The sequence below is a fragment of the Streptomyces prunicolor NBRC 13075 genome, assembly GCF_000367365.1.
In the GTDB taxonomy this organism is placed as follows: Bacteria; Actinomycetota; Actinomycetes; order Streptomycetales; family Streptomycetaceae; genus Streptomyces; species Streptomyces prunicolor.
The window spans coordinates 44,986-71,839 of sequence record NZ_BARF01000048.1 but is presented as its reverse complement, the minus strand read 5'-3'; the positions used below and the strand labels follow the sequence as shown (position 1 = coordinate 71,839).

The following is a 26,854-nucleotide window of genomic DNA, read 5'->3' as shown; positions in this document are numbered from 1 at the left end:
GTGGGGAGATGGGTGCACGTAGTCGTCGGCGGGGGCTTCGGCGGGAGTACGTAGGTACCGGGTACCTATGCCGACTTGGTGCCCTCGGGCTGTGCCGCGGCCAGGATCTCGGTACGCGAGGTGATGCCCAACTTGGCCAGGATGTGCTCGACATGGGCGTCCACCGTGCGCTTGGAGATGACGAGCCGTTCGGCGATCTCCCGGTTGGACAGACCCTGGGTGACGAGCGCGGCGACCTCGCGTTCGCGGCGGGTGAGGGGACCGGCGGGGCGGGTGTCCGCGGTGGTGTGGCGGGCCGCGGGGATGCCGGGCGGTTCGTCCGCGTCCGTGCGTACGGCGTCCAGGAGTTCACGGCCCGACATCCTGGCCCCCGCCTCCCGCCACCGCTCGTACTGTTCGGCGCCCAACGCCGCCCGCACCGCCCGCTGTTGGGACTCCTGTTCCTCCAGCAGCCGGGGCAGCATGCCGACCGGGTCGCCGCCCAGCCGTCGCGCGTGCTCCGCGTAACCCAGCAGCCAGCAGGCCCTGACGTACCGCTTCTGCCCGGCCGCGTGCCAGGCCAGGCCCAGGGACGCGAGCGCCGCGACCAGCACCTCGCCGATCTCGCTCGCCGCCTCCAGCCCCCGGTGCAACGCCGTCGCGCTCTCCTCGGGCCGCCCGACCAGCCACAGGATGACGCCCTGGACCGTGAGCGTGGAACCGTACAACTGGCGCTCGCCGCGGCCCTCCAGATACGCCAGGCCCGTCTCGCACCACTCCAGCGCCCGGTCCGTGAAGCCCAACGCCGCGTACAGCAGGGCCCCTTCGTAGTGGACGACGCCGATGCCCAGCGCGTCGTCCGCCGCGATCATCCGTCCACGGACCGCCTCGAGAGTCGCCGACCCCTCCTCCACGGCCCCGCCGAGCAGCGTCAGGGCGCCCAAGTAGCCCTCGCTGAACAGCTCCACGCGGCTCTCGCCGACGCGGTGCGCCACCTCGTGCGCCTGTGGGAACCGGTCCAATGCCGTCTCCAGATCGGCCGTCCAGATCCCGAACACCCCGGTCATGAACAGTCCCCAGGCCCGCTCCGCGGAGTCCTGCGGGACGAGGCCGAGCCCCTTGTCGATCCAGTACCGGCCCTCCGACAGCGTCCCCGCCGCCCGCCAGTACGCCCCGAGCCGCGTCGCCAGCCACAGCGCGTCGCTCGCCCGCCCCTCGGTGGCGCAGCCGTACTCCAGGGCGGCCCGTACGTCGGCGATCTCCGCGCGTACGGCAAGGTGCAGTTGGACCTGGGCCCGGCCCATCAGACCGTTCCAAAAACGGCCGACGAGTTCGTCGTAGTGGGCGAAGTGCCGTTGTCGTACGGCCTCCGCGTCCTCCGTGGAGGCGAGGCGCGCGGTGCCGTACTCGCGGATGGTGTCCAGGAGCCGGTAGCGGCCGCCGTCCTCGCCGATGCGCTGGACGACCGACTTGTCGACGAGTCCGATCAGTGCCTCGACGACCTGCTCGCCGTCGAGTTGGACCGTTCCACCAGGGTCGTCGCCCGCGCACACCCGCTCGGCGGCGGACAGTTCGAAGGAACCGGCGAACACCGACAGTCGGGCCCACAGGAGTTGTTCCTGGGGTGTGCACAGGTCGTAGGACCAGTCGATGGCCGCGCGCAGGGTCTGGTGACGGGTCAGTGCCGTGCGGCGGCCGCCGGTGAGGACCTCGCAGTGGCGGTCCAGGCGGGCGACGAGCTCCGCGAGGGGGACGGCCCGCAGGCGTACGGCGGCGAGTTCGAGGGCGAGGGGGATGCCGTCGAGGCGGTCGACGAGGGCGAGGGCGCTCTCCCGGTCGGCGCCGTTCAGGGCGGTTCCGCCGGTGACGGCGGCGGCGCGCTGCACGAACAGGTCGACGGCGTCGGCCCGGTCCAGCGGGGCGATCGGCAGACACCGCTCGCCGGGCACGTCGAGCGGCTGCCTGCTGGTGGCGAGGACGCTCAGTCCGGGGGCCTCGCGCAGCAGGATGTCGCAGAGCATCGCGCACGCGTCGACCAGGTGCTCGCAGGTGTCGAGGACGATCAACATCCGCCGCCCGCGCAGGTGTTCCACGATGGCGTCCAACGGGGTCATGCCGGACTGCTCGGGCAGTTCGAGGACGCCCGCGAGTGTCGGCGGCACCAACTCCGGGTCGTGCAGGGCCGACAGCTCCACCAGCCGCACCCCGTCGGCGAACCGGTCGGTGACCGCGCGGGCCGCGCGCAGTGCCGTACGGCTCTTGCCGACCCCGCCCGGACCGACCAGCGTGACCAGCCGGGACCGTGCCAACTCGGTGTGCAGCATCCCGAGTTCCTCGGTGCGTCCGACGAAGCTGGTCAACTCCACCGGGAGTTGACCGCCCCGCCGCTGTCCGAAGCCGTATCCCATGCCGCCCCCATACCCGTCCGCCAACCGGTCACCACAGCGTAGGCGAGTGACTCCCGAGCGTGAACGGTAGTCGAGTCCGGCGGGTGGGCGCGAGATCGCGCGGGCGCCCGGCGGCACGCTGATCAGGCGACGCGCGCGCCGTTCACGCCGGGCTCGCCCAGCTGCCGGTCTCGACGGAGCGCACCATGGCGTCCAGAACCGCCGCGCTGCGTACGGCGTCCGCGAGCGTCGCGCCGTACGGCACGCCCTCGGCGACGGAGCGCAGGAAGCGGTACGCCTCGATGACCTTGAGGTCGTCGTAGCCCATCGCGTTCGCCGCGCCCGGCTGGAAGGCGCCGAACTCGCCGTCGCCCGGGCCGACATACACCGTGGTGACGGGCTGGTCCTGGTACGTCGTACCGCGGCTGACGGCCAGCTCGTTCATCCGGCGGAAGTCCCAGAACACCGCGCCCTTGGTGCCGTGCACCTCGAAGCCGTAGTTGTTCTGCTCGCCGACCGAGACCCGGCATGCCTCCAGGACACCCCGGGCACCGGAGGCGAACCGCAGCAGGCAGTTGACGTAGTCCTCGTTCTCCACCGGGCCCAACTCGCCGCCGGTGGCCAGGGCATGGCCCGCGGTCGCGCCGGTGGGGCGGGCCCGCTGCGGCAGGAAGATCGCGGTGTCGGCGGCGAGGGAGGTGATGTCGCCGAGGAGGTACCGGGCCAGGTCCGCGCCGTGCGAGGCCAGGTCGCCCAGGACGCCGTGGCCACCGCGCTCCAACTCGTAGCGCCAGGTCAGCGCGCCGTCCGGGTGGGCCGCGTAGTCGCTGAAGAGGCGGACGCGGATGTGGGTCACCGTGCCCAGCTCGCCCGAGGCGATCAGGTCGCGAGCCGCCTCGACGGCGGGTGCGTTGCGGTAGTTGAAGCCGACCGTGCCCTGGACGCCGGCCTTGCTGACCGCGTCGGCCACGGCGGAGGAGTCCGCCGTGGAGAGGCCCACCGGCTTCTCGATCCAGATGTGCTTGCCGGCCTCCGCCATCGCGACGCCGATCTCGCGGTGCAGGAAGTTCGGCGCGGTGATGCTCACCGCCTGCACCCGCGGGTCGTCGACCACCTCGCGCCAGTCGCGGGTCGTGGAGGCGAAGCCGAACTGTTCGGCCGCCTGCTCCGCCCGCCCGGGCACCTCCTCGGCGACCGTCACGAGCTGCGGCCGCACGGTCAGCTGCGGAAAGTGGTGCGGGACACGGGCGTACGCCTGCGTGTGCACCCGCCCCATCCATCCGAAACCCACGACGGCAACACCGAGCGAGGTCACCATGACTGCCCTTCTTTGGACCGGTCCATAAACTGTCTCCGCCACAGTGGAACCCATTCATCCTGATGTCAATACATGCACGTCAACACCGAGTGTCCGCGCCTTTGACAGGGGGCGCGACCGCATGGAACGGTCCAGCCATGAGCGCTCCGACCATCCGTGACGTCGCCGAGCGGGCCGGTGTGTCGAAATCCCTGGTCTCCCTGGTGCTGCGCGGCTCCGAGCAGGTCCGGCCGGAGAAACGGCAGGCCGTGCTGGCCGCCGTGGCGGAACTCGGCTACCGCCCGAACGCAGCCGCCCGCAGCCTCAGCGAGCGCCGCACCCGCTCGGTCGGCGTCCTGCTGAACGACCTGCGCAACCCCTGGTTCGTGGAACTCCTCGACGGCCTGGGCTCCCGCCTGCACGAGCAGGGCCTGCACATGATGCTGGCCGACGGCCGCCTCAACCGTCACCTCGGCGAGGACCTCACCCGCATCTTCACCGAACTCCGCGTCGACGGGCTGGTCGTGGTGGGCACCCTCCCCGGCTCCGAGGAACTCCTCGCAGCCGCGACGCACATCCCCACGGTGATCGCGGGCGCCATTGAACCGGTCCTGCCCCACGTCGATGCCGTGGCCGGCGACGACTCGTACGGCGCCATCCTGGCCACCGAACACCTCATCTCCCTGGGTCACCGCCGTATCGCCCACATCGCCGGCCCGGGCGTCGCCGGCGCACTCCGCTGCACCTCCTTCGAAATGATCATGGACGACCACGGCCTGACCGACCTCGCGACGGTCGAACAGGGCGACCACACGGAGGAGGGCGGCTACCGCGCGATGGTCCGCCTGCTCACCGCCCCGGAACGCCCCACGGCCGTCTTCGCCTTCAACGACATCGCGTGCGTCGGCGCGCTCTCGGCGGCCGAGGAACTGGGCCTCCAGGTGCCCCGGGACCTGTCCCTCGTCGGCTACGACAACACGTACCTCGCGCGCCTACGACACCTCTGGCTCACCACCGTCGACAACGGCAGCCACGACATCGGGCGCCGCGCCGCGCAGCTTCTCGTACACCGGATGAAGGATCCGGGGCGGGCAGAGGAGACGGTGTTGTCGGAACCGAGGCTGGAAGTACGGGGGAGCACGGACTCGCCCTCGACGTCGTAGTCCCGGCGCGGGCATGATCCATACGGTGTCGAACGAAACCGTGGAAACGCGCCGCCCGCCCCTGCTCTGGGAACAGCACTGCTGCCTGGCGCTGGAGAAACACGCCGACGTCGGTGAACTCGCCCGCTACCGAAGGCCGGGCGGCAGCTTCGTCTCGGTGAACGTGGGCTACGCGCCCCACGGCACCGACGACGTCACCGGTCTCCTCGCGAGCTGGCGGAAGAGGATCGCCGACGACGACCGGCTGCGGCTCGTCGCGAGCGTCGACGACATCGACGCCGCCGCGCGGGCGGGGGAGGTGGCGGTCGCCTTCGACCTGGAGGACTCCGGGCCCCTGGAAGGGGAGTTGGACCGGGTGCGTCTCTTCCACGACCTCGGCGTCCGCACGATGCTGCCGAGCTACAACACCCGTAATGCGGCCGGCGGGGGCTGCCTCGACGAGGTCGACGAGGGACTCACCGCCTACGGCCGGGCGCTGGTACGGGAGTTGAACGCCGTCGGCATGGTCGCGGACGGTTCGCACTGCGGCACCCGTACCGGACTCGACCTGTGCGAGGTGTCCCAACTGCCCGTCGTCTACAGCCACTCCTGCATGCGCGCGGTCTGGGACCACCCCCGCAACATCACCGACGACCAGGCCAAGGAGTGCGCCGCCACGGGCGGGGTCGTCGGCATCACCGGGGTCGGCATCTTCCTCGGCCCCAACGACGCCTCCGTCGAGGCCCTCGTCCGGCACATCGACCACGCCGTCGACCTGGTCGGCCCGGAACACGTCGGCGTGTCCACCGACTACCCGTTCGACGAAGGGGACTTCAACGCGATGCTCGAACAGAGCCCGGAGCTGTACCCCGACTGCTACACCCGCTGGGGCCCGATCGACTTCATGCCCCCGGAGGGCCTGCTGACCGTCGAGGGCGTCCTGCGTGCCCGGGGATATCCCGAGGACGCCGTCGCCGCGATCCTGGGCGGCAACTTCCGGCGCGTGGCCGCGCAGGTGTGGCAACAGGGCGCGTCCGCAACGGCCGTAGGGGCCGGTCCAAGTCGTTGAACAGTCGCCGCAGCCCCGCCCGGCGCCCGTGTGATGTGACGTCACGCCACGCGCCCATTACGGTCGTACGGACGACTCGGACGCCGGAAGAGGGGCAGCATGAGCAGCCGGAACCTGGGTGAGATCACGCGTATCGAGGACGCGGCGCTCACCCTGGCCGCACAGGCCGGGGACGTCGCCTCCCTGGGGCTGCTGCTGGAGCGGCACCGGGCCGGGATGCGGGCCGTCGCGGTGAGTGTGCTGGGGCCGGGGCCCGATGTCGACGACGTGGTCCAGGACGCGGCACTGACCGCGCTGCGGCGCGTGGGGGACGTACGGGACCCGGAGGCCGTGGGGCCCTGGTTGCGGATGATCGTGCGGAACCATGCCCGTTCGCTGCTGCGCGGGGCCGTCGATTTTCGCCCGCTCGACGATCTGCATGTGCCCGTGACGGACTCCGGTCCGGAGCGGTGGCTGGAGCAGCACGCCATGCGGGACTGGATCTGGGAGGCCGTCGAGGAGCTGTCGCCCGCGCTGCGGCTGCCGCTCGTGCTGCGTCATTTCAGCGTCGGCGTCACGTCGTACGAGCAGATCGCCGAGGCGTGCGGGGTGCCCGTTGGAACGGTCCGCAGCCGGCTCAGTCAGGGGCGGGCCAAGCTCGCGCTGGCCCTCGCCGCCACGGCCGACGCCCCGCACGGTGACGCGGCCCGCCGCACTCGCGCCAGCCGTATCGAGGCGCGCGAGACGCTGGACGCCGCGGCGAGCGGACACTTCGGCAAGCTGCTCACCGAGCGCTGGTCCCCCGAGGCCGCTCTGGTCCGGGGGAACCAACCGGTGGGCGGCAGAAGCCTGTTGGTGCGCGGGATGGAGTGCGATCTGGAGGCCGGCGTACGGCAGCATCTCGCGCACGCCGTGGCCGGGCGGTCGCTCGTCGTCTGGGAGATGGACATCAGCAACCCCGACGACGACCCCGAACACTGCCCGCCCGCCGTGGCCTGGCTGATGAGTCTGGACGGCGCCGGGCGGGTGCACCGGCTGCGCCTCGTCCACCCCAGGCCGGTGCCCGTCCCACACTCCCTCCAGCCCCTTATGGTGTGACCGGCATCACATCGTCTGTTTCGAACTTCGGCCTTTCTCCCGCGTCCTGTCCGTGTCATCGCCGTATGCCGAACAGGGAGATCCCATGAGCACCACCCCCTCGACCGACCCGCTCGCGACCGGAACCCACACCGTCGAGATCGACGGGGTCACGCAGAGCTACCACGTGCACGGCAGTGGACCGGTCCTCGTCGCGCACTCCGGCGGGCCGGGCATCTTCTGGGAGTACCTGCGCATGCCCGCGCTGGAGGAGCACCTCACGGTCGTCTACCCGGAGCCCATCGGCACCGGCGCCTCCGGCCGCCTGCCCGCCCACCCGCACGGCTACACCCGGGCCCGTTACAGCCGCTTCCTCGCCGCCCTGATCGAGCACCTCGGCGTCCCCGAGGTGCACCTCCTCGGGCACTCGCACGGGGGTTTCGTCGCCCAGTACCACGCCCTGCACCACCCCGACCGCATCGCCGGCGTGATCCTCTACGACAGCGCTCCGGTGACCGGTCCCGAGCACGGCGCCGAGGCCATGCGCCTGGTGCAGGAGTTCGCCGCCCGAAACGCCGACAACCCTGACCTCCCCGAGGTCATTGAGGCGTTCCAAGGCATCCCCACCATCTCCGACGACGCGCAGATGACCGCCGTCGCCCGGGGGATCTTCCCCGCCTACTTCGCCGACTTCTGGGGTCGGCAGGACGAGTTCGGTCCCGCGCGGGCCGGGGTGACGGCCACGTACATCTCCGGTCTTGACGACGACCTCACCCCGGACGTCATCGACGACCGCGCCGCCCTCGGCTCGCTCACCGTGCCCACGCTCGTCCTCGTCGGCCGCCACGACGTCATCTGCGGAGTGCGCTGGGCCGAGGAACTGCACGAGCTCATCCCGGGCTCGGAGCTGGTGATCTTCGAGAACAGCGGGCACTTCGGGCACCTGGAGGAACCGGAGGCCTTCGCGAAGGCGGTGACGGCCTTCGTGGAAGCCCCGGCCGGCAACTAGGTCATTTGGTCGAAGCCCCGGCGGACGGGTCCGGCCTAGTTTGGACCCGTCCAGAGGGTTTCCGACAAGACAACCAAGGAGCTACGGCATGAGTGCCGTCAAGAACATCGTTCTCGTGCATGGCGGATTCGTCGACGGTTCCGGCTGGCAGTCGGTGCACCGCCTGCTCACCCAGGACGGCTTCAACGTCAGCGTCGTGCAGAACCCGACCGTGTCCCTCGCCGACGACGTGGCCGTCACCCGGCGGGCCCTCGACGCCCTGGACGGCCCGGCGGTCCTCGTCGGGCACTCCTACGGCGGCGCCGTGATCACCGAGGCCGGACGCCATGAGGGTGTCGCCGCGCTCGTCTACATCGCGGCCTTCGCGCCGGACAAGGACGAGTCGGTCGGCACGCTGGTCGCCGACCCGGCGCCCGGCGCGCCCGTGCCGCCGATCCTGCCGCCCGTCGACGGCTTCCTCTTTTTGGACCGTGACAAGTTCGCCGCGTCCTTCGCGGGCGACCTGCCGGCCGAGGACGCCGCGTTCCTGGCCGACTCGCAGGTTCCGTGGGGCCTGGAGGCGCTCGGCGGTCCGATCACCGAGCCGGCCTGGCGGACCAAGCCCAGCTGGTACCTTGTCGCGACCGACGACCACATGATCCCGCCGCCCGTCCAGCACCAGATGGCCGAGCGCGCCGGCGCAACCGTGGCCGAGGCCGCGGGCAGCCACGCCATCTACGTCTCCCAGCCCGCCGCGGTGGCGGACCTGATCAAGAAGGCCGCGGCCCACCAGGCCTGATGCCCCATCCCTGACCACATGTCAACTCCCTGCTTCAGCCCGCCTGTTCACAGGCGGGCTGTCCGCGTCGCTTGCCAACGAACCCGAAAGGGAAACAGAAACCCATGACGACCGCCGTCCAGCCGTCCGTCGCCGAGCAGTCCGAGGCGGAGGCCCTCTACCGATTCCAGACCGAGACCCCCGAAGCCGTCCGTACCGCGCTGGGCATGACCGCCACAAGGCTCGGCGGCGGGGTGGTGCTGTCGATGCGCGACGACATCACCCGCTTCTGGAGCAAGGCCCTCGGCTTCGGAGTCAGTGCCCCCGTCACCGCCCAACTCGTCGAAGAGGTCTGCGACTTCTACCGCGCGGCACGCACCCCGCAGGCCGTCTTCCAGATCGCGCCCGCGTTCCTGCCCGAGGACTGGCCGGAGATCTGCGCACGGGAGGGCATCGTCCAGGGCGCGTCCTGGGTGAAGCTCGTCGGCACGACCGAGGGGGCCGTCGCCCGCGCCGACGCCCTGGACGTACTCCCCGACGGCATCAGCGTCACCCCGCTGGAGGCCCAACACGCCCTGGAATGGGGCACGGTGATGATGCGGGCCTTCGGAACGCCGGTCGAGCACTACGCCGAGATGGGCGCCGCGACCGTGACCCGGCCGGGCTGGCATCCCTACGGCGCTTGGCTGGACGGGGAGTTGGTCGGCACCGGCACCATGCTCGTGCGCGGCGACACGGCGCAGATGTTCGCCGGCGCCGTACTGCCCCACGCCCGGGGTCGCGGCGGGCAGACCGCGCTGCTCGCCGCCCGGGCCCGTACGGCACAGGAGTTGGGGTGCCGGGTCCTCGTCGCCGAGACCGGTGCCGAGCAGCCCGGCACCCACAACAGTTCCCTGCACAACATGCTCCGCCTCGGCTTCGAGGTGGCCTACGAACGCCCCAACTGGACCTGGCACTTGGAACCCGAAGCGAGCTGAGCGGGAGACGTCACGGCATCGGGGCGGTCAGCGCGTCACGCAGGCCGCCCCGAGAGGTGACGTTCAACTTCCGGAAGACACTGCGGAGATGGGCCGCCACCGTACGCGGGGACAGGAAGAGCCGTGTCGCGATCTGCTTGTTCGTCAGCCCGGTGGCGGCCAGTTGGGCCGCCACCCGCTCCTGCGGGGTCAGCAGCGCGTACCGGTCCCGGCCGTCGGACTCGACCGGCTCCAACGGCTTGACGGGGATTCCGCTCGCCCGCAGCTCGCCCGCCGCCCGCGCACTCCACGGGGCCGCGCCGAGACGCTCGAACGTGCCGAGCGCCGCGTCGAGATGCACCCGGGCCGCGCCGCCCGCCTTGGCGCGGCGCAGTCGCTCGCCGTAGGCCAGACAGATCCGCGCCCAGTCGAACGGCCGGCGCTCGGCACCGGGCGTGGCGATGGCCGCCTCGAACAGGTCGTGGTCGATGAAGTCCGCGGTCGCCATCGCCTCGGCGGCATCCGTCAGCATGGCCAGCCGGGGCGAGATCGACTGGATGTCGGCCCTGCGGAACGCCGCCACGTGCGCGGCCGCCTCCTCGTGGTGGTCGGTGCGGGCCGCGGCCTCGGTGAAGTCCAGCAGCAGCCACAGGGCGTGCGGCATGAACCGCGGCACCTCGCCGGGCGTGACGAGGGCCCGCAGCAGGCGGTGGGCGGTGTCGAAGTCCGCGTCGCCGAGCGCCGAGAGGGCCCGGATGTGCGAGGCGTAGACGCGCAGCGCGCCCAGCCCGCGCGGGTTGCCCCAGGAGACGAGCCGGTCCGCGATCTCCCGGGCGGTGGCGCCGTCACCGCGCGCGGCGGCCACAAGTCCGCGCTGGAAGCGGCCCGTTGACGCCGTCAGACGGTAGTCGTACGTCTCGCACCAGCCGAGGCCCTCCTCGGTCATCGCCAGCACGTCGTCCCACTGGCCGCCGGAGTAGGCGTCGCCGGCCAGCAGGAACTGCGCCTGGATCGCCAGGGCCATGGCCCCGCCGTCGCGGCCGTCGTCGATGACCCGGCGCAGCGCGCTGCGGCACCCCGGGAGGCGGTCGACGTAGGTGGAGGAGAGCGCGACGCCGAAGACCCGTACGGGATCGGTCTGTTGGTGCAGGCCGCGGACGAGGTGGTCGAGCCGGTCGAGGACGGGCAGCGCGCGGTGTGCCGGATCGCCGAAGGCGCCCAGGATCACCGGCAGCAGGCGGCCCGACGTGGGCGGACGGCGTCGCTTCGCGACATCCTCGAAGGAGTGCCACAGTTCCGGTCGGCCGCCGTAGAAGCACACCAGGAGAAGGGTGTTCAGTGCCTCGCGGAAGATGTCCTCGACCGTCTCGCCGTCCCCGGGCCACTCATGGGTCTCTATGGCGCCGATGAGCAGCCGGTGCGCGGTGTCCACATCGCCCTCGCCGTTGAGCAGCCGACTGGCCGCGGCGGTGGCGGCGGCGAGGGAGCCGACGCCGGACGGGTCGGCGTGGCCGGCGTTGTCCAGCAGCGCGCGGACGTTGCGCAGATCGCCGGTGATGTTGGCGCCCAGGCAGGCCGCCTCCGCCAGCCGCCGCGCCTTGTCCGTGCCGGTGGCGCTCAACTCCGAGGCGCGCAGCAGGGTGGTGATGGCCGCGACGGCGTCACCGCGGCGCAGGGTGCTGTACGCCGCCTCGTGCAGCAGGGCGGCCACACGGTCGTCGGGGCCGACAGCCGCGTCGGCGAGATGCCGGGCCCGGTGCTCGGAGCCCTCGGGGAGTTCCGCCGCGAGCGCCCCGTGCGCCCACCGGCGCTCCTCGCTGGTCGAAAGGTCCATCACCGCGGAACGGGTCAGCGGATGCCGGAACTCCAGCCGCCCCGTGCCGCCGTCGACCTGCACGAGACCGGCGCGCTCGGCGGGGGACAGCCCGCCGAGACCGTCCGGTCCGTCCGACGCCCGTTGCAGGATGTGCAGTTCACCCGAACCGTCCAGCACGGCGAGCAGCAGCAGCTTCCGGGTCGCCGCCGGGAGCGCGGCGACCCGGGTGGAGAAGACGTTCTTGAGCCGCTCGGTCAACGGCAGTACGGCGGGCAGGGCGCCCCACTCCGTCTGCTGCAAGTCGTCGAGCGGGACGGGGAGTTCGAGCAGGGCCAGGGGATTGCCCCGGGCCTCCGCGACCAGCCGCCGGCGGACCCTGGCCGCCATCGCGGGGAACCGGTCCGCCACCAGCTCGTTCGCCGCCGCGTCGTCCAGCGGCCGGACCTCGTACTCGGGTATCCCGATGTTGTTCAGCAACGACTCGTCCCCGGTCCTGGACGCACCCAGCAGGGCGATCGGCCCGGCGTGCGGGGAGCGGCCCAGGGTCCCCAGGACCATGGCGCTGGACCGGTCCACCCACGCCGCGTCGTCGACGATCAGCGCGAGCGGACCGGTCTCGGTGGCGGTCCGCGTCAGCAGGGCCTGCACGGCGTTCGTGATGGCGAGCAGTTCGGCCGGCTGCTCCTCGGACCGTCCGCGGACCGCCTGGAGGGTCTCCGCGTGCCACGCGGGCAGCGCGGGAATCCCCTCGGCCAGCCGCAGCAACAGCTGGTTCAACACCGAGAAACCGATGCCCTTCTGGTAGGGGCAGCCGAAGATCCGCAGCACCCGGAAGCCCGCTTCGGACGTGCGCGCCGCCGCGGCGTCCAGCAGCGCGGTCTTGCCCACCCCGGCCTCACCGGTCAGTATCAGCGCGGCGCCCCGCGCGAGGGCGGTGTCGAAGTGCCGGTCGAGAACGGCCAGTTCGGCCGACCGTCCGACGAGGTTCGGCGAGGTGAGGGATGCCGATGCCATGACGCCTCCCGTAGGGGTCGAGCGGGGAACAGGAACGGTCCAAACGCCTGAGACCATGTCACGCGATGCGTGTGGCCGCCTCCGTGGCCGCGTGCTGGACGGCGACACGGTCGGCCTTGACCGTCTCACCGTCCACGACGACGGCCTCGCCCGCGACCCAGACGTCCTGGACCGCGCGCGAACCGGCCGCCCACATGAGGTTGGCGAGCAGCCGGCCGTCCTCGACGTCGAGGCCCGCGGCGAAGTACGGCCCGTCCACGGAGAGATGGATCATGTCCGCCCAGTTTCCCGGGCGGAGCGCACCGATGTCGGTCCGGCCCAGGGCCGCCGCTCCGGCCGAGGTCGCCATGAGGAAGGCGTCCGCGGCGGTGAGGGCCATGGCGTCGGCGGTGGCGAGACGGGAGAACATCATCGCGAGGCGGGCCTCCTCCCACAGGTCGAGGTCGTCGTTGCTCGCGGGCCCGTCGGTGCCCAGGCCGACGGAGACGGACGCGGCGCGCAGGGCGTGCAAGTGGGCGATGCCGGAAGCGAGTTTGGCGTTCGAGCCCGGGCAGTGCGCGACACCGGCACCCGATTCGGCGAGCAGCCGGATGTCGTCGTCGGAGAGATGCACCGCATGAGCCGCGAGCAGCCGACCGTCCAACAGCCCGGTCTCCTGGAGCAGTTGAGGAACCGAACCGTGCGACTCGCGCTGGGCGACGTCCTCGGCGAGGGTCTCCGCGACATGGATGTGCACCAGGGCACCGCGCTGCGCCGCCTCCTCCGCCGTGGCGCGCAGTGCCTCGGGCGGCAGGGTGTAGGCGGAGTGCGGGCCGTAGCAGAGCTCGACGCGCTCACCCGGTCCGAAGCGCAGTCCGTCCGTGTCGATCCACTTGCCGATGGCCGCGAGCGCGGTACGCCAGTCGTCGCCGGGCCGGTCGAAGTAGGCGGGCGCGATCAGCACCCGGCTCCCGGCCTCCAGCGCCGCGTCGGCCACCTGCTCGGCGTGCGCGTACATCTCGGCGCTGGTCGTCACGCCGTAGCGGAGCATCTCGACGCAGCCCAGCAGCATGCCCGCGCGGGCGTCCCGGGGGCTCATGCGGGACTCGGCGGGCCAGATGGCGTCCTGGAGCCAGGACAGCAGCGGGAGGTCGCCGCCGAGTCCCCGCAGGAGTGTCATCGGGGAGTGCGCGTGGGTGTTGACCAGGCCGGGAGCGAGGATGCCGGACAGGGAGGTGACCGGGACGCCGGCCGGCAGCGGGGGAGCGGTGGCCGCCGTACCGCAGAAGGCGATGCGGCCGTCCGCGTCGACGTCGACCACGGCGTCGCGCAGGACGGAACAGGACGGGTCGGCCGGGAGGACCACGGGGGCGAGAAAGCGACGGGGCACGGACATGGGGGAGAGCTCGCTTCCGGACGGAGTGCTGTCAACGGGAACAAGAGGCGGGACCGGTCCAAAAGTTCGATCCCGGCGGCGTGAACTCGATCACAGGAGTCGGGAAGCGGGGTGTTCTGCTGTCATGAGCATCGCCGGTTTCGGGTGGATAGGATGAGGTGTGTCTTCCTGGAGCCAAGCGCTGACCTTCTCCTCCGCGAGCGCCTGGGACGAGGTCTTCACCGACTTCCACGGCGCGAGCCGCATCAAAGTGCCGGACCGCGGCGCCCCCTGGACCGGGCACCTGGAGTGGCAGCGGTCCAAGACCTACAGCCTCGCGCAGTGTTCGGGCGGAGAGGAGGTGGTCCAGCGGGACACCCGGCACATCCGCGCCGATCCCCGCGGCACGCACGAACTCCTCGTCCCGCTCGCCGGGTCGGCCTGGGTGGAGCAGGCCGGGGAATCCGGCGAGATCGGGCCCGGCGCCATGGCACTGTGCGACATCGACCGGCCACTGACGTTCGCGCACGGCACCGACCTCCGCAGCATCTCCCTGATCATGACCGGCCGGAACCTCTCCGCGCGCAGCCCGCGCGCCGCCGGGGGACCGCAGTTGCTCCACGGCGACCGCGGACTCGGCCGCGTCATACGGCAGTTGATCACCACCTTGCACGAGGAGCGCGAGCACCTCTCCGAGACCACCTTCGACATCGCCTGCGACCGGCTCCTCGACCTGGTGTGCCTGGCCGTGGAGGGCGGCGTCGACTCGGCGCCCACCGGCCAGCGGGCGAGCGTCGAGGCCGCGATCCGGCGCTACGTCCGCGAGCACGCCTGCGACCGCGACCTGGACGTCGTCACCATCGCGCGAGCGCTCGGCTGGTCCGCGCGTTACGTCCAGCAGGTGCTCCAGGCCGCCGGCACCACCGCACGCGACCTGGTCCGCCGCGAACGGCTGAACGTCGCCAGAACCCGTCTGGCGAGCGCCAGCTGGAGCACGTACTCGATCGCGGAGATCGCCCACGCCAGCGGCTTCGGCAGCCACGCCTCCTTCGCCACCGCGTTCCGCGCGGAGTTCGGGATCACTCCGCGCGAAGTGAGGGGCGGCCGCTAGGAGTTGACCGGCGGGGTGAAGTACCGGCGCGGATTGTCGACCAGCATGGTGGTGAGCTGCGCCTCGGTGACACCGGCGGCGCGCAGGGCCGGGAGCACCTGGTCGTGCAGGTGGGTGTGGTGCCAGTTCGGCGCGATCTGCTCCCGCACGCCCGGCGGGAACCAGTCGATGTGGCAGGACGCGTCGTGCGACAGGACCATCCGCTCGGCGAACCCCTCGCGCGCGAGCGCCGCCACGGTGGCCACCCGCTGGTCCTCGGGCAGCAGGGCGTCGAGACCGAAGCGGTCCATGCCGACGTACGAACCGTTGTCGATGAGCTGGTGCAGATAGTCCAGGTCGGTGCTGTCGCCGCTGTGCCCGATGACCACCGCGCCCAGATCCACACCCTCGCTGCGCAGCACCTCCTGCGCGACAAGTCCCGTACGGGCGGCGGCACTTGTGTGCACCGTGATCGGAGCACCGGTACGCAGATGGGCCTGGGCCACCGCACGCATCACCCGCTCGACACCCGGGGTGAGTTCGTTCTCGATCGCGCACTTCAGGAACGCGGCCCTGATGCCGGTGTCCGCGATGCCCTCGGTGAGTTCGCGGACGAACAGGTCGGTCATGCCCTCGGGGCCGCCGAGCAGGGTGCCCGGGCCGTGGTAGCGGAAGAAGTCGGGGATGTCGGCGAGGGTGTAAATGCCGGTCGCCGCAACGATGTTGAGGTCGACCTGCTCGTTCACCAGGGCGACGCGGGCGACATTGCGGCCGAGCCCGATGACGGTCGGATCGACCAGCGTGGAGACACCGGTCGCGACGAGGGCCTTCAGCCGGGAGACGGCGTCGGCGATGCGTTCCTGCTCGTCCCAGGTCTCCGGGAGGCTCTGCCGGAGTTCCTCACTGACGACGAAGACGTGCTCGTGCATCAGGACGGGACCGAGGTCGTTCACGGCTACCGGGCCGCGCACGGTCTGGACTTGGGGGACAGGACGGGCGTCTGGGGCTTGAGGGGTCGTCATGCTGATCCTTCGGTGCGTGCCCGGTACGAACACCTGGTGAACGGGCGCTCAGGGGCGGGGAGTTGAGATGTGGGGAGGGGAAGTCGTCGGGAGCGCAACAGATGGGGGATACCGGGGGCGTCAGGCGTCGGCCGCGGCCTGCTTGACGAGGTCGGCCACGGCGTCCGGCCGGGACACGTACACGGCGTGGCCGGCGTCGGTGCCGGTGACCGTGCTGCCCGCCCGCCGGGCCATGGCCCGCTGCGCGGGCGGCGGGATCATCCGGTCGTCGGTCGACACCAGGTACCAGCTCGGCTTGTGCCGCCAGGCCGGTTCACCGATCGCGCCGCTGAGCGCGTCGAGCCCCCACGGCACCTGCGAGTCGGCCATGAACTCGGCCTCGGCCACCGGTAGATCGGCCGCGAAGGACGCGTGGAACTTGTCCCGGTCCAAAAACAGGAACCCGTCGACCGGCGGCAGGATCGGCGGCACCGGTGCGCCCGGCGCGGGGTCGGCGATCAAGGTGTTGACGGACTCGCCCTTGTCGGGCGCGAACGCAGCGATGTAGACGAGCCCGGCGACCCGTTCGTGGTTGCCGGCCTCGGTGATGACGGCCCCGCCGTAGGAGTGCCCGACCAGGATCGCGGGCCCGTCCAACGTGTCCAACACCCGCTCGGTCACCGCGACATCGCTCGCGAGGGACAGGGTCGGATGCTGCACGACGCTCACCCGGAACCCGTCGTCCGTCAGCAGCCGGTACACCTCCCGCCACCCGGACCCGTCCACGAACCCGCCGTGGACGAGTACGACGTTCTTGACCAGTTCCGTATCCATGGACCCGACTCTTCCAAGGTCACCCGGGTGCCGTCTTTCGCGCCGGCGCGCAGTCCTTTCGCGGGAGCGCGATCCCGGTACGGGCGGAAGGTCGCCAGGAATCCCGGGCGGCCGACATAGTGCCTCACGTTCGGCGGTCATGTCGCCCATAGGGCGTTACGTCACCATCTTCCGCCCCGCGCTGATACGTTGCTCGGGCGCCGGAGCACCCCCACACCCGCCGCATCCGACGCCCCCACACATCCCCCGAAGAAGGAGAGCCGAGTGGCCCCGCACGGGACGCGCCGCACCCCACCGGCCCTGTTCACCGTCGCCCTCGCGCTCGTGCTGCTGACCTGGCCGGCCTGCGTACCCGGTGTCGAATCCCCGCCCCTGCCCGCGAGAACCGCCCCGGCGCAGGCGTCCGGCCCGCCCACGGCCTACGGCGCCTACGTCGGCTACGGTGCCGACGCCGTGCGCCGAGTCGCGGAGTTCGGGGCCTGGCTGGGGCGGCCCGAACCCCGGGTCGGGCACGCGTATCTGCCCGGGGAGAACTGGAGCGACATCGAGGGCGCCTCCAACGACCTTGCCCCGTGGGCCGATTGGCGCCGGAAGGAGGAGGACCGGCTTCTCGTCCTCAACGTGCCGATGCTGGACCGCAACGAGGCGCACCTCCCCGACGACGTGGTCCGCGCCGAGCTGGCGGACGGGGCGGCCGGGCGCTACGACGACCACTTCCGCGCACTCGCCCGACGGCTGGTCCAACTCGGCGTTCCGGACACCGAGATCGTCCTCGGCTGGGAGATGAACGGCACCACCTACACCCACCGTTGCGCGCCCGACCCCGCCTCCTGGAAGCGCTACTGGACGCGCATCGTCACCGCGATGCGATCCGTCCCCGGGCAGCGCTTCCGCTTCGACTTCACCCCCACCCGCGGCCGCGACGCGATCCCCTGGACCGAGTGCTACCCCGGTGACGACTACGTCGACGTCATCGGCATGGATGCGTACGACGCGCCGCGCGGTCTGTCCTTCTCCCAGCAACTGACCGAACCGTACGGGCTGTTGGCGCAGGTCGACTTCGCCCGCGCCCACCACAAACCCATCGCCTACCCCGAGTGGGGCCTGTTCGACAACGGCGACAACCCCACCTACATGCGCGGCATGCTCACTTGGATGGCCGGCCAACACCCGCTCTACCAGACCATCAGCGACTACTGCCCGCACGGTGTGTGGCGTTGCCGTGACAACCCCAAGTCCTCGGCCGTATACCGTTCCTTGACGGACAGTCAGTCATGAGGGGGGCGGAGAACGGCACCCGCCGTTCTCCGCCCCCCTCAGACCTCGCGCACCGAACTACCGCTCTACGGCGTCCACTTCACGTTCGGATTCACCTGGCCGGTCCAGTTGAAGATCGCCATGTTGTCCCAACCGTCCCCGCTGCCCGAGATGTTGGCCGGGTCCCAGCCGTTGCCGGTGACCGCGTACCAGGTCGGCTCCCAGTAGAAGACGCCGATCGCTCCCGCGCTCCGGGCCGTGTTCTGTACCGCCGTGAACTCCGCACCCTGGCCCGCCCAGGTGAGCGGATAGCCCGAGCAGCCGGAGGTCACCGAGTTGGCGGTGCCGTCCGCGTCGGACGTCGTGAACGGGTAGGCCGTCTCCGCGATGATGACGTCCTTGCCGTAGCGCGACTTCATGTCCGAGACGACGCTGCCCATGTTGGCCAGCGTGCCGTGCCACATGCAGTAGTAACTCGGCCCGGTGATGTCCCAGTTGACGCCCTGCGCCTTGATGCCGTCGTAGAACCAGCGGGCGTTGGAGTCGCTGTCCGCGTCGGCCGTGTGGATGATCACCTGGGTGGAACTGTTGCACGCCTTGGTCGCGTTGTAGCCCGACTTCAGCAGCAGACCGAGGTTGGTGAAGCTGTTGTTGACGACCTTGCCGTCGTCCCACAGCATGCCGACGTTGATCTCGTTGCCGATCTGCACGCTGTCCGGGGTGGTGCCCTGGGACTTGAGGCTGTTGCAGACGTCGTAGGTGTAGTTGTAGACGTCGGTCTGCAGCGCGCTGATGCCGTGGCTCGACCAGGCCGCGGGCTTGTACTGCTTGCCCGGGTCGGCCCAGGTGTCCGAGTAGTGGAAGTCGATCAGCAGCTTGAGGCCCTTGGCCTTGACCTGCTTCGCGTACGCCAGCACCTTCGCCTTGTTGTTGTAGCCGCTGGCGGGGTTGTTCCAGATCCGCAGGCGGACGTAGTTGACGCCGGCGCCCTTGAGGATGTCGAGCGGGTCCTTGGCGGTCCCGCTGGAGTCGTAGTACTTGGCGCCGAGGTCGATCGCGCGCTGCGCGGACGAGACATCGGCGCCGAGCATGGTGAGCGAGTTCGCGGCGGCGGCGTTCGTGGGGGTGAGCATCGCCGCCGGCAGGGCGACTGCGGCCAGCAACAGGGCGGCCTTCACTATGCGGCCCGGGATTTTCACGGGGTACCCGACCTCCTTGGGTCGACTGACATGCGCATGCGGGTGGGTCTGAGAACGTTCACAGTAGGAGAGGTGACAAGCGCTGTAAATATGTGTGTCGGTTGTATTTCCCGCAGTTGGTGGGCGTCTCGAACAAGCAAGTGGGATGGGAACGTACACAACCGTGTGCGCACAGTGGTACCGGGGTACTACGCCCGCGCCCTCAATGACCCCCCGGTACGACGGTTTCGAGCCCCCCGCACTCCTAGCGTTGCCGGTGGGAAGGCCCAGTGGGGGCGGTGGCACGTGAGCGTGAGGGATGTCGATGATCGAGGCGCAGCAGCTGACGAAGCGGTACGGGGAGAAGACGGCGGTCGACCGGCTGGACTTCGTCGTGAAACCCGGTACGGTCACCGGGTTCCTGGGCCCCAACGGCGCCGGGAAATCCACCACGATGCGCATGATCGTCGGCCTGGACGCACCCACCAGCGGCACCGTCACGGTCAACGGCAAGCCCTACGCCGAACACAGCGCACCGCTCCAGGAGGTCGGCGCACTTCTTGAGGCCAAGTCGATCCACCCGGGCCGCTCCGCGTTCGACCACCTGATGGCACAGGCCCACACGCACGGCATCCCGCGCCGCCGGGTCGACGAGGTCATCGAACTGACCGGACTGCAGTCCGTGGCGAAGAAGCGGGCCGGGGCCTTCTCCCTCGGCATGGGCCAACGGCTCGGCATCGCCGCCGCGTTGCTCGGCGACCCGGCGACCGTCATGCTCGACGAACCGGTCAACGGCCTTGATCCCGAAGGCGTGTTGTGGATCCGCAACCTGCTGACCGGGCTCGCGGCGGACGGTCGTACCGTCTTCGTCTCCTCGCACCTGATGAGTGAAATGGCGCTGGTCGCCGACCACTTGATCGTCGTCGGACGGGGTCGGCTGCTGGCCGACACCACCGTGCAGGACCTGGTCCGGCACGCGGGCGGCGACACCGTCACCGTGGCCTCCGAACAACCGGCCAGGTTGCGCGAGGTCCTCGCCGGTCCCGGTGTCGAGATCAGCGGCGAGGTCGGCTCCGAGGAACTGCACGTCACCGGGCTGACCGCGCGCGCCATCGGCATCAGGGCGGCCGAGCACGGCATCCCGCTCTTCGAACTCAGCGCGCGCACCGTCTCGTTGGAGCAGGCGTTCATGGACCTGACCCGGGACGCCGTCGAATACCACGGCTCCACCACCGTCGAGACCCCCGGGAGGGCCGCGTGAGCACCATCACCGCGACCGACAGCGCCGCACCCGCACCGGTGAAACCGGCCCGACCGCCGTACAAGGTCACCGGGCGCCGGGTGGTGCGCTCCGAGTGGGCCAAGCTGTGGTCCCTCCGCTCCACCTGGATCACCCTGGGCCTGGGCCTGCTGTTCCTGATCGCGTTCGGCCTGATCGCCGCCGCGCACTACAAGTCCTCGTACGGATCAGGGCACTTGAGGTCCGACGACGCGAACTCCACCGCGCTCGACATCTCCCTCTTCGGTACGAACTTCGCGCAGCTGGCGCTCGGTGTGCTGGGCGTCCTGGTCACCGCCGGCGAGTACTCGACCGGCATGATCCGCTCCACCCTGGCCGCCGTACCGCGCCGTCTGCCGGTGCTGTGGTCGAAGGCCCTGGTGTTCGGTGTGGTCGCGTTCGGGGTCGCCCTCGTCGGGGTGTTCGTCGCGTTCCCGATCGTGAGCGGCATCGTCTCCGACACCCCGGCCGCCCTCACGTTCTCCCACTCCGGAGTCGTACGGAGCCTGCTCGGCGCCGGTCTCTACCTCGGGCTGGTCGGCGTGATCGGTACCGCGCTGGGGGCGCTGCTGCGCTCGGTCGCCGGGGGCATTTCGGTCCTCGTCGCCACGTTCATGCTGGTCCCGGGCCTGATCTCGCTGCTGCCCAGTTCCTGGCAGGACGACATCAGCCCCTATCTGCCGAGCAATGCGGGCGGGTCGATGTTCGCGCTGACCCACGACTCGACGACCCTCTCACCCACCGCCGGACTCCTGGTCTTCCTGGGTTGGACGGCCCTCGCGCTGGCCGGTGCCGCGTACCGGCTGGTGCGGACCGACGCCTGAGGCCGGTGCCTCTGGCGAGCCGCGCGGCATCCGGCCTGGTCACCGGCCGGATGCCGCGCCGCCGTATGACCGCCGCGACCGCACAATGGAGGGGTGACACCGATGAGCCTCGACGACCCCGCCCCCGCCCCCTTCGCGGAGGCGGACCTCCCGTGGAGTCACCCCCTGGCCGGCGGGCTGTCCCGGCTCGGCCGGCGGATCAAGCTGGGCGACCGGAAGCATCCGTGGGTGCTGGACACGGCCCTGATCGTCCTGGTCGCGGTGATGTTCTGCGTGCCGGACCTGGTGGACGACGACGACGGCCGACGGCGCGGCTTCGACAACAGCTTCATCCATCTGCCCTGGCCCGCGACCATCGCCCTCCAGGCCGGACTGATCCTGCCGCTGCTGTGGCGGCGCCGCAGACCGACGCTCGCCTTCGCCGTCATCGCCGCGGTGTTCTTCGTCCAACTCGGGCTGGGCGCCTGGCTGCGCGCCGACGTCGCCCTGCTGATCTCCCTCTACAGCCTTGCCCTGCACGGGCAGTTGCGGCGGCTGCCGATCGCCTGCGCCGTCACCGCCTGCGCCCTGGGGCTGTTCGCCGTCCGGCTGCCGTCCCAAGTGCCGTTCCTGGACGCGCTGTTCGTCCTGTTCAGCACGATCACCGCGGCCGTGGCGCTCGGTCTCGTCGTCCGCATCCGGCGCGCCCAGCTCGCCGTACTGCGCGATCGCGCGGCCCGCCTGGAGATCGAACGCGACCAGCGCTCCAAACTGGCCGCCGCCGCCGAACGCACCCGCGTGGCACGGGAGATGCACGACATCATCGGCCACAACCTCTCCGTCATCATCACCCTCGCCGACGGCGGCGCCTACGCCACCGACCTCGCCCCCGAGCGAGGAAAGCAGGCCCTCCTCCTCATCGGCGACACCGGCCGCCAGGCGCTCGGTGAACTGCGCCGCATGCTGGGCGTGTTGCGCGTCCAGACCGGCACGCCCGACGCCCTCGAACTCAGCCCGCAGCCCGGCATCGCCGACCTCGACGCCCTGTGCGCCCGTATCCGCGCGGCCGGTCCCCAGGTCGTGTACCGCACCGGCGGCGACCCGTCCGCGCTCGACCGCGGGGTCCAACTCACCGTGTACCGCATCGTGCAGGAGGCGCTCACCAACGCCCTCAAGCACGCGGGCCACGACACCCGCGTCGACCTGACGGTGAACGTCGAGGACGCACGGGTGCGCATCGACTGCCACGACACCGGCCCGGGCACAGCCACCGCCGGACCCGCACCCAGCCACGACGAAGGACACGGACTCGCCGGCATGAGAGAACGCGCCGCCCTCTACCACGGCACCGTCACCGCGGGCCCGGCCCCCGGCGGCGGCTGGACGGTACGGGCCACCCTCGACCCCACCCCGCTCACCGGGACGACCGGGACGACCGGGACGATTGAGGGAGCGGTATGACGACCGTGCTCATCGTGGACGACCAGCCCCTCCAACGCCTGGGATTCCGGATGCTGTTGGAGGCCAACCCCGACACCGAGGTGGTCGGCGAGGCCGCGCACGGCGGCGAGGCGGTACGCATGGCGGCCGAGCTGCGTCCCGACGTGATCCTGATGGACGTACGCATGCCGGGTATGGACGGCATCGAGGCCACCCGCCGGGTCGTCGCGGCCGGCGACCGCTCCCGCGTCCTCATCCTGACCACCTTCGACCTCGACGAGTACGCCCACGAGGCACTGCGCGCGGGAGCCAGCGGCTTTCTCCTCAAGGACGCCCACCCCGAGGAACTCCTCGCCGGTATCCGCGCGGTGGCCTCCGGCGACGCGGTCATCGCCCCCGCGCTCACCCGCCGCCTGCTGGACGCCTACGCCCAGCACCTGCCCAAGAGTTCACAGGCCGGACCGGCGACGCCACCCGCGACGGACGACCCCCGCATCCGCGCCCTCACCGAACGCGAGCGCGAGATCCTCGTCGCCATCGGCCAGGGCTGGACCAACGGCGAGATCGCCGAGCGCCTCTTCCTCTCCGAGTCCACGGTGAAGACCCATGTCGGCCGCGTTCTGGCGAAGGTCGGCGCCCGCGACCGCATCCAGGCGGTGATCCTCGCCTACGACCTTGAGCTGGCCCGCCCCAACTCGACCGACCGGTAGGCGAATCGGACACCCCGGATTCTGAGTGCCTCTCTCGTTCCCGGCGTCGCGGCAGACAGCCAGGCACTCACCAGCACTCACCAGCACTCACCATTTCCCTCGGGACAAAGAACTTGGCCCGGAGCGACGGGACTTGAAGGATGACGGCTGTGCACATTCGACAGGCATGGCCCGATGACGCTCCAGCGGTCGCCGGCGTCCACGTGCGCTCCTGCCGGGTGGCCTTCGCGGGTCTTGTTCCCCAGCACTACCTCGACACCATGGACCCGAGCCGCGAAGCGTCCGAGTGGAGGGCACACATCGCGGAATCACGGTGGCCGTCGTCGGGAGTACCGGTAGCCGAGACCGAGGCCGGGATCGTCGGATTCACCGGGTTCGACCCCGCTCCGGACACCCCCGGCACAGCGGAGATCGGCATGCTCTACGCGATGCCTGAGGTCTGGGGCACGGGCATCGGAAAGCAGTTGATGCCGGCCACGTCGAGGGCTTTCGGGCAGGCCGACTACAGACAAGCCGCTCTGTGGGTCCTGGCGGACAACGAACGTGCCCGCCGCTTCTACGAAGCAGCCGGCTGAGGTGCGGACGGAGCGGCGGTGGAGGACTCCACGGGCGGCGCTCCTCTCGGCAAGTTGCGTCACCGTCGCGCTCTCGGCCGGTCCGGGCACCTTTCGTCCGTTGCCCGAACTCGCGCGGCCTGCTGCCATGGGCGCCGACCGACCGACACACCGGTTGACCGTCGCCGGACAAACTCCCTGCTCACCCCGGGTTTCCCACCGGTCCCCCCGACGGGCAACAGGAAACCCGTCGACCCCGCGACTCCCCCGGGACAGGCTGATCCCGTCAGCACGAAGCACCGCCTGCGACGACGCAGGAGACCCACTAGGGGAAAACATGCGCACGATGTTCCGCGCCGCCGTCACGTTCGCGACCGCCGCCACCGCTCTGGTCGCGATGAGCGGGGCGGCCCAGGCGAAGCCCGCCGACGAGACGCCCTGGGACGGGTGCCCGTCCGGGGCGGTCTGCATCTACGGCGAGGGAGTGGTCCCGGCCAACAACCCGCACCCGACCAACGTGTACTACAGCTACGGCGCCCACAACCTCAGCAACCAGTTCGGCCAGCACTGGATCCTCAACAACCAGACCGGCGGCGCGTCCGCGAGCCTGTGCAACGGGTCCAACGGCACGAACTGCACCACGACGATCGCCCAGGACAACGGCCTCCGCGTCGACTTCGCCTTGCCTCCTTCGAGGATGCCCCGTCCTTCAAGGTGGGGAGGAATCGAAGCTCCCGCGTAGCGGGGGAGCGCGCGGGGTTTCGCCGCCAGGGCGAAAGGCCGTGTTTGGACGGCAAGTTGATCTCCCATGGCGAGTCGTACTAGGTTGTTCTACGAGAAGATCGTCGCGCAGGTGAAGATGTTGCCTGCGTCCGCTCATGACGCGGACGCCTTGGCGGCGACCCTGCGCGCTTGCAACCGGGCTGCGAACGCGGCCTCCGAAGTGGCGTTCGCGAAGGACTTGAAGCGGCGCAACGTGTTGCAGGATGCCGTGTACCACCGGATCAAGGCTGACTTCGATCTCGGGGCGCAGGCTGCGGTGCGCACGGTGAAGAAGGTGTGCGACGCGTACGCCACGCTGAAGGCGAACCTGCGGGCCGGGAACTACGGCCCCGACGGATCGAAGCGACGGGCCGGGGTGGAGTCGAAGCCGATCGTGTTCCGGGAGACGTCGGCGCAGCCCTACGACGACCGAATTCTGACCTGGAACCTCGACCGGCGGACCGTCAGCATCTGGACGGTCGCCGGACGGCTCAAGGGCATCCCGTTCGTGTGTTCGCCCGAGGCGATGAAACTCCTGGCTTCCCGCAGGGGTGAGTCGGATCTGGTGATGCGGGACGGCATGTTCTTCCTGATCGCCACCATCGACATCCCCGAGCCCGAGGTGTTCGAGCCTGACGGGTTCCTCGGGGTGGATCTCGGCATCGTCAACATCGCCACCACGTCGGACGGGCGGATCATGTCCGGCCGTCAGGTCAACCGGTACCGGCGGCGCAAGCGTGACCTGCGCAGCAAGCTCCAGAAGAAGCGCACCAAGAGTGCGGCCCGGGTTTTGAAGCGCCAGCGGCGCAAGGAAGCCCGGTACGCCACCCAGCGCAACCACATCATCGCCAAGAAGCTCGTGCATACCGCTGAACGCACCTCCCGGGGTATCGGTCTGGAAGACCTGACCGGTATCCGGCAGAGGGTTACGGCCAAGAAGGACCAGCGGGCACGACTGCACTCCTGGGCGTTCGCCCAGCTCGGCTCCTTCGTCGAGTACAAGGCCAGGCGGGCGGGTGTGCCCGTGGTCCACGTGGACCCGCGCAACACCTCCCGCCAGTGCTCCGAGTGCTGGCACACCCACCGGTCCAACCGGATCAGCCAGGCACGGTTCGTGTGCAAGTCCTGCGGGACCGTCCTGCACGCGGACCACAACGGCTCCCGCAACATCGCCCACCGGGCCGATGCCGCGTGGCAGCGGGGCGCAGTCAACCGCCCCAGTACCGCCTAGCGGTACCGGACGCAGGGAACCACAGCGGGACATCACGTCCCGCTCTGCCTGCAAGCCCGGCCCTTCAGGGCCGGGTAGTTGACGCCCATCAACTCCATCACCCTCAACAGGCCGTAGCGGGATCCCTCGCCACGGGGGAGCACTGCTGGGACCGGTCCACACCGGTCCCGGTGGTTCCGTTTCCGCCACTCACGAGGCCAGCAGGCACGACGGCGAGCGGGTCGGCTTCGACTGCTCGGGTCTCGTCCGCTATGCCTACGCGCAGGCCGCCGGCTCCGACATCCTCAACGGCGACGCGAGCCGGCAGTACTACACGACCCGCGCCGCCGCCCGCTTCACCGCCGCCCAGGGCCTCGCCCCGCTGCTCCCCGGCGACCTGCTGGCCTACGGCGACTCGGCGGACCTGCACCACATCGCGATCTACCTCGGCGCGGGCAAGATGGTCGAGGCCAAGCAGTCCGGCACGCATCTGATGGTCAGCGATGTCCGCCTGAGCCCCGACTACTTCGGGGCCGTCCGCGTCAACACCGGTGCGGTGACAGGGCATGTCTTCCGGACCTGGGGCACCGGCGTCTGGACGAAAACCGCACCCTCGGTCGGCGCCACGCGCGTCTACGCCTTCCCCGGTCCGACCAGCATCCGCGTCGAGTGCCAGAAGCACGCGGAGACCGTCACCTCCGACGGCTACACCAATGACGCCTGGGCCTATCTGCCCGACTACAAGGCCTGGATGACCAACATCTACATCCAAGGCCCGGCCTGGCTGGACGGCGTCCCCACCTGTACCTGACCACCCGCACCTGATAAATCCCGTGCTTCACCACCCCGGGCTTCTCTACACTCGCCACATCCGTTGACGAGTGAGGGGAGCCCGGCCGT

Annotated in this window: 22 protein-coding genes and 1 pseudogene; 16 read left to right on the top strand and 7 right to left on the bottom strand. The window is 70.7% G+C overall.

Features of this window, described 5'->3' with window-relative positions:
* Positions 1-65: 65 nt before the first annotated feature.
* Together SPR02S_RS21610 and SPR02S_RS21605 are read right to left on the bottom strand one after the other, a co-directional pair.
* A complete protein-coding gene (locus tag SPR02S_RS21610; RefSeq protein ID WP_019059085.1) occupies positions 66-2,387 on the bottom strand; it encodes a helix-turn-helix transcriptional regulator in 2,322 nt (773 codons plus the stop codon).
* Positions 2,388-2,529: 142 nt separating this feature from the next.
* Positions 2,530-3,684 (bottom strand): Gfo/Idh/MocA family protein, encoded by a 1,155-nt coding sequence (locus tag SPR02S_RS21605; protein WP_019059084.1) that lies wholly within the window; start codon positions 3,682-3,684, stop codon positions 2,530-2,532.
* 137 nt (positions 3,685-3,821) lie between these two features.
* Here SPR02S_RS21605 and SPR02S_RS21600 point away from each other — a divergent pair, with 137 nt between their 5' ends.
* From SPR02S_RS21600 to SPR02S_RS21575, 6 genes are all read left to right on the top strand, one after another.
* Positions 3,822-4,826: a LacI family DNA-binding transcriptional regulator gene (locus SPR02S_RS21600; RefSeq protein ID WP_019059083.1), complete on the top strand. Its 1,005-nt coding sequence runs from the start codon at positions 3,822-3,824 to the stop codon at positions 4,824-4,826.
* A 25-nt stretch (positions 4,827-4,851) separates the two neighbouring features.
* Positions 4,852-5,874 carry a dipeptidase gene (locus SPR02S_RS21595; RefSeq protein ID WP_019059082.1) on the top strand — a complete coding sequence of 341 codons (1,023 nt, stop codon included), beginning with the start codon at positions 4,852-4,854 and terminating at the stop codon, positions 5,872-5,874.
* Positions 5,875-5,973: 99 nt separating this feature from the next.
* A complete protein-coding gene (locus SPR02S_RS21590; RefSeq protein WP_019059081.1) occupies positions 5,974-6,951 on the top strand; it encodes an RNA polymerase sigma factor in 978 nt (325 codons plus the stop codon).
* A gap of 85 nt (positions 6,952-7,036) precedes the next feature.
* On the top strand, positions 7,037-7,939 hold the full coding sequence (locus SPR02S_RS21585) for an alpha/beta fold hydrolase (RefSeq protein WP_019059080.1): 903 nt from the start codon (positions 7,037-7,039) through the stop codon (positions 7,937-7,939).
* An 88-nt stretch (positions 7,940-8,027) separates the two neighbouring features.
* Complete coding sequence (locus SPR02S_RS21580; RefSeq protein WP_019059079.1) at positions 8,028-8,717, top strand: alpha/beta fold hydrolase; 690 nt, start codon at positions 8,028-8,030, stop codon at positions 8,715-8,717.
* A 104-nt stretch (positions 8,718-8,821) separates the two neighbouring features.
* Positions 8,822-9,673: a GNAT family N-acetyltransferase gene (locus SPR02S_RS21575; RefSeq protein WP_019059078.1), complete on the top strand. Its 852-nt coding sequence runs from the start codon at positions 8,822-8,824 to the stop codon at positions 9,671-9,673.
* A gap of 10 nt (positions 9,674-9,683) precedes the next feature.
* Here SPR02S_RS21575 and SPR02S_RS21570 read toward each other — a convergent pair whose 3' ends face one another.
* Together SPR02S_RS21570 and SPR02S_RS21565 are read right to left on the bottom strand one after the other, a co-directional pair.
* Positions 9,684-12,482: an ATP-binding protein gene (locus SPR02S_RS21570; RefSeq protein ID WP_019059077.1), complete on the bottom strand. Its 2,799-nt coding sequence runs from the start codon at positions 12,480-12,482 to the stop codon at positions 9,684-9,686.
* Positions 12,483-12,540: 58 nt separating this feature from the next.
* On the bottom strand, positions 12,541-13,857 hold the full coding sequence (locus tag SPR02S_RS21565; RefSeq protein ID WP_019059076.1) for an amidohydrolase family protein: 1,317 nt from the start codon (positions 13,855-13,857) through the stop codon (positions 12,541-12,543).
* A gap of 160 nt (positions 13,858-14,017) precedes the next feature.
* Between SPR02S_RS21565 and SPR02S_RS21560 the strand changes: the two genes are divergently transcribed.
* A complete protein-coding gene (locus SPR02S_RS21560) occupies positions 14,018-14,947 on the top strand; it encodes a helix-turn-helix transcriptional regulator (RefSeq protein ID WP_019059075.1) in 930 nt (309 codons plus the stop codon).
* Here SPR02S_RS21560 and SPR02S_RS21555 read toward each other — a convergent pair.
* Both SPR02S_RS21555 and SPR02S_RS21550 read right to left on the bottom strand, forming a co-directional pair.
* On the bottom strand, positions 14,944-15,948 hold the full coding sequence (locus SPR02S_RS21555; protein ID WP_052347023.1) for a phosphotriesterase family protein: 1,005 nt from the start codon (positions 15,946-15,948) through the stop codon (positions 14,944-14,946). The genes SPR02S_RS21560 and SPR02S_RS21555 overlap by 4 nt on opposite strands.
* Before the next feature lie 120 nt (positions 15,949-16,068).
* Positions 16,069-16,761 (bottom strand): alpha/beta fold hydrolase, encoded by a 693-nt coding sequence (locus SPR02S_RS21550; protein ID WP_019059073.1) that lies wholly within the window; start codon positions 16,759-16,761, stop codon positions 16,069-16,071.
* A gap of 264 nt (positions 16,762-17,025) precedes the next feature.
* On the opposite strand from SPR02S_RS21550, the gene SPR02S_RS21545 reads away from it, so the two are divergent.
* Positions 17,026-18,039 (top strand): glycoside hydrolase family 26 protein, encoded by a 1,014-nt coding sequence (locus SPR02S_RS21545; protein WP_019059072.1) that lies wholly within the window; start codon positions 17,026-17,028, stop codon positions 18,037-18,039.
* A gap of 65 nt (positions 18,040-18,104) precedes the next feature.
* Here the strand turns inward: SPR02S_RS21545 and SPR02S_RS21540 are convergent, their stop codons facing one another.
* Positions 18,105-19,217, bottom strand: a complete 1,113-nt coding sequence (locus tag SPR02S_RS21540; protein WP_245607594.1) for a glycoside hydrolase family 53 protein — start codon at positions 19,215-19,217, stop codon at positions 18,105-18,107.
* A 304-nt stretch (positions 19,218-19,521) separates the two neighbouring features.
* Here SPR02S_RS21540 and SPR02S_RS21535 point away from each other — a divergent pair, with 304 nt between their 5' ends.
* From SPR02S_RS21535 to SPR02S_RS56050, 8 genes and pseudogenes are all read left to right on the top strand, one after another.
* Positions 19,522-20,457, top strand: a complete 936-nt coding sequence (locus SPR02S_RS21535; RefSeq protein WP_026150749.1) for an ABC transporter ATP-binding protein — start codon at positions 19,522-19,524, stop codon at positions 20,455-20,457.
* Positions 20,454-21,299: an ABC transporter permease gene (locus SPR02S_RS21530; protein WP_019059069.1), complete on the top strand. Its 846-nt coding sequence runs from the start codon at positions 20,454-20,456 to the stop codon at positions 21,297-21,299. The genes SPR02S_RS21535 and SPR02S_RS21530 overlap by 4 nt, the downstream gene beginning before the upstream one ends.
* Before the next feature lie 102 nt (positions 21,300-21,401).
* The gene (locus SPR02S_RS21525) at positions 21,402-22,739 is read left to right on the top strand and encodes a sensor histidine kinase (protein ID WP_019059068.1); all 1,338 of its coding nucleotides are present in this window, start codon (positions 21,402-21,404) and stop codon (positions 22,737-22,739) included.
* Positions 22,736-23,428, top strand: coding sequence for a response regulator (locus SPR02S_RS21520; protein ID WP_019059067.1), 693 nt, complete (start codon positions 22,736-22,738; stop codon positions 23,426-23,428). The genes SPR02S_RS21525 and SPR02S_RS21520 overlap by 4 nt, the downstream gene beginning before the upstream one ends.
* 149 nt (positions 23,429-23,577) lie before the next feature.
* The gene (locus tag SPR02S_RS56060; protein ID WP_245607593.1) at positions 23,578-24,003 is read left to right on the top strand and encodes a GNAT family N-acetyltransferase; all 426 of its coding nucleotides are present in this window, start codon (positions 23,578-23,580) and stop codon (positions 24,001-24,003) included.
* Positions 24,004-24,319: 316 nt separating this feature from the next.
* Complete coding sequence (locus SPR02S_RS56055) at positions 24,320-24,724, top strand: hypothetical protein (protein WP_019059065.1); 405 nt, start codon at positions 24,320-24,322, stop codon at positions 24,722-24,724.
* A gap of 66 nt (positions 24,725-24,790) precedes the next feature.
* Complete coding sequence (locus tag SPR02S_RS21505) at positions 24,791-25,975, top strand: RNA-guided endonuclease InsQ/TnpB family protein (protein ID WP_043258406.1); 1,185 nt, start codon at positions 24,791-24,793, stop codon at positions 25,973-25,975.
* Positions 25,976-26,162: 187 nt separating this feature from the next.
* Positions 26,163-26,765, top strand: a pseudogene (locus tag SPR02S_RS56050) (NlpC/P60 family protein); the annotation flags it as partial.
* Between the last annotated feature and the right edge of the window lie 89 nt (positions 26,766-26,854).

Excerpts from the sequence above, each read along its gene's own strand:
- SPR02S_RS56055 (WP_019059065.1), top strand. The coding sequence starts at position 24,320 with ATGCGCACGATGTTCCGCGCCGCCGTCACGTTCGCGACCGCCGCCACC.
- SPR02S_RS21605 (WP_019059084.1), bottom strand. The coding sequence starts at position 3,684 with ATGGTGACCTCGCTCGGTGTTGCCGTCGTGGGTTTCGGATGGATGGGG.
- SPR02S_RS21525 (WP_019059068.1), top strand. The coding sequence starts at position 21,402 with ATGAGCCTCGACGACCCCGCCCCCGCCCCCTTCGCGGAGGCGGACCTC.
- SPR02S_RS21550 (WP_019059073.1), bottom strand. The coding sequence starts at position 16,761 with ATGGATACGGAACTGGTCAAGAACGTCGTACTCGTCCACGGCGGGTTC.
- SPR02S_RS21575 (WP_019059078.1), top strand. The coding sequence starts at position 8,822 with ATGACGACCGCCGTCCAGCCGTCCGTCGCCGAGCAGTCCGAGGCGGAG.
- SPR02S_RS21570 (WP_019059077.1), bottom strand. The coding sequence starts at position 12,482 with ATGGCATCGGCATCCCTCACCTCGCCGAACCTCGTCGGACGGTCGGCC.
- SPR02S_RS21505 (WP_043258406.1), top strand. The coding sequence starts at position 24,791 with ATGGCGAGTCGTACTAGGTTGTTCTACGAGAAGATCGTCGCGCAGGTG.
- SPR02S_RS21600 (WP_019059083.1), top strand. The coding sequence starts at position 3,822 with ATGAGCGCTCCGACCATCCGTGACGTCGCCGAGCGGGCCGGTGTGTCG.
- SPR02S_RS21565 (WP_019059076.1), bottom strand. The coding sequence starts at position 13,857 with ATGTCCGTGCCCCGTCGCTTTCTCGCCCCCGTGGTCCTCCCGGCCGAC.
- SPR02S_RS21580 (WP_019059079.1), top strand. The coding sequence starts at position 8,028 with ATGAGTGCCGTCAAGAACATCGTTCTCGTGCATGGCGGATTCGTCGAC.
- SPR02S_RS21535 (WP_026150749.1), top strand. The coding sequence starts at position 19,522 with ATGATCGAGGCGCAGCAGCTGACGAAGCGGTACGGGGAGAAGACGGCG.
- SPR02S_RS21555 (WP_052347023.1), bottom strand. The coding sequence starts at position 15,948 with ATGACGACCCCTCAAGCCCCAGACGCCCGTCCTGTCCCCCAAGTCCAG.
- SPR02S_RS21585 (WP_019059080.1), top strand. The coding sequence starts at position 7,037 with ATGAGCACCACCCCCTCGACCGACCCGCTCGCGACCGGAACCCACACC.
- SPR02S_RS21610 (WP_019059085.1), bottom strand. The coding sequence starts at position 2,387 with ATGGGATACGGCTTCGGACAGCGGCGGGGCGGTCAACTCCCGGTGGAG.
- SPR02S_RS21520 (WP_019059067.1), top strand. The coding sequence starts at position 22,736 with ATGACGACCGTGCTCATCGTGGACGACCAGCCCCTCCAACGCCTGGGA.
- SPR02S_RS21590 (WP_019059081.1), top strand. The coding sequence starts at position 5,974 with ATGAGCAGCCGGAACCTGGGTGAGATCACGCGTATCGAGGACGCGGCG.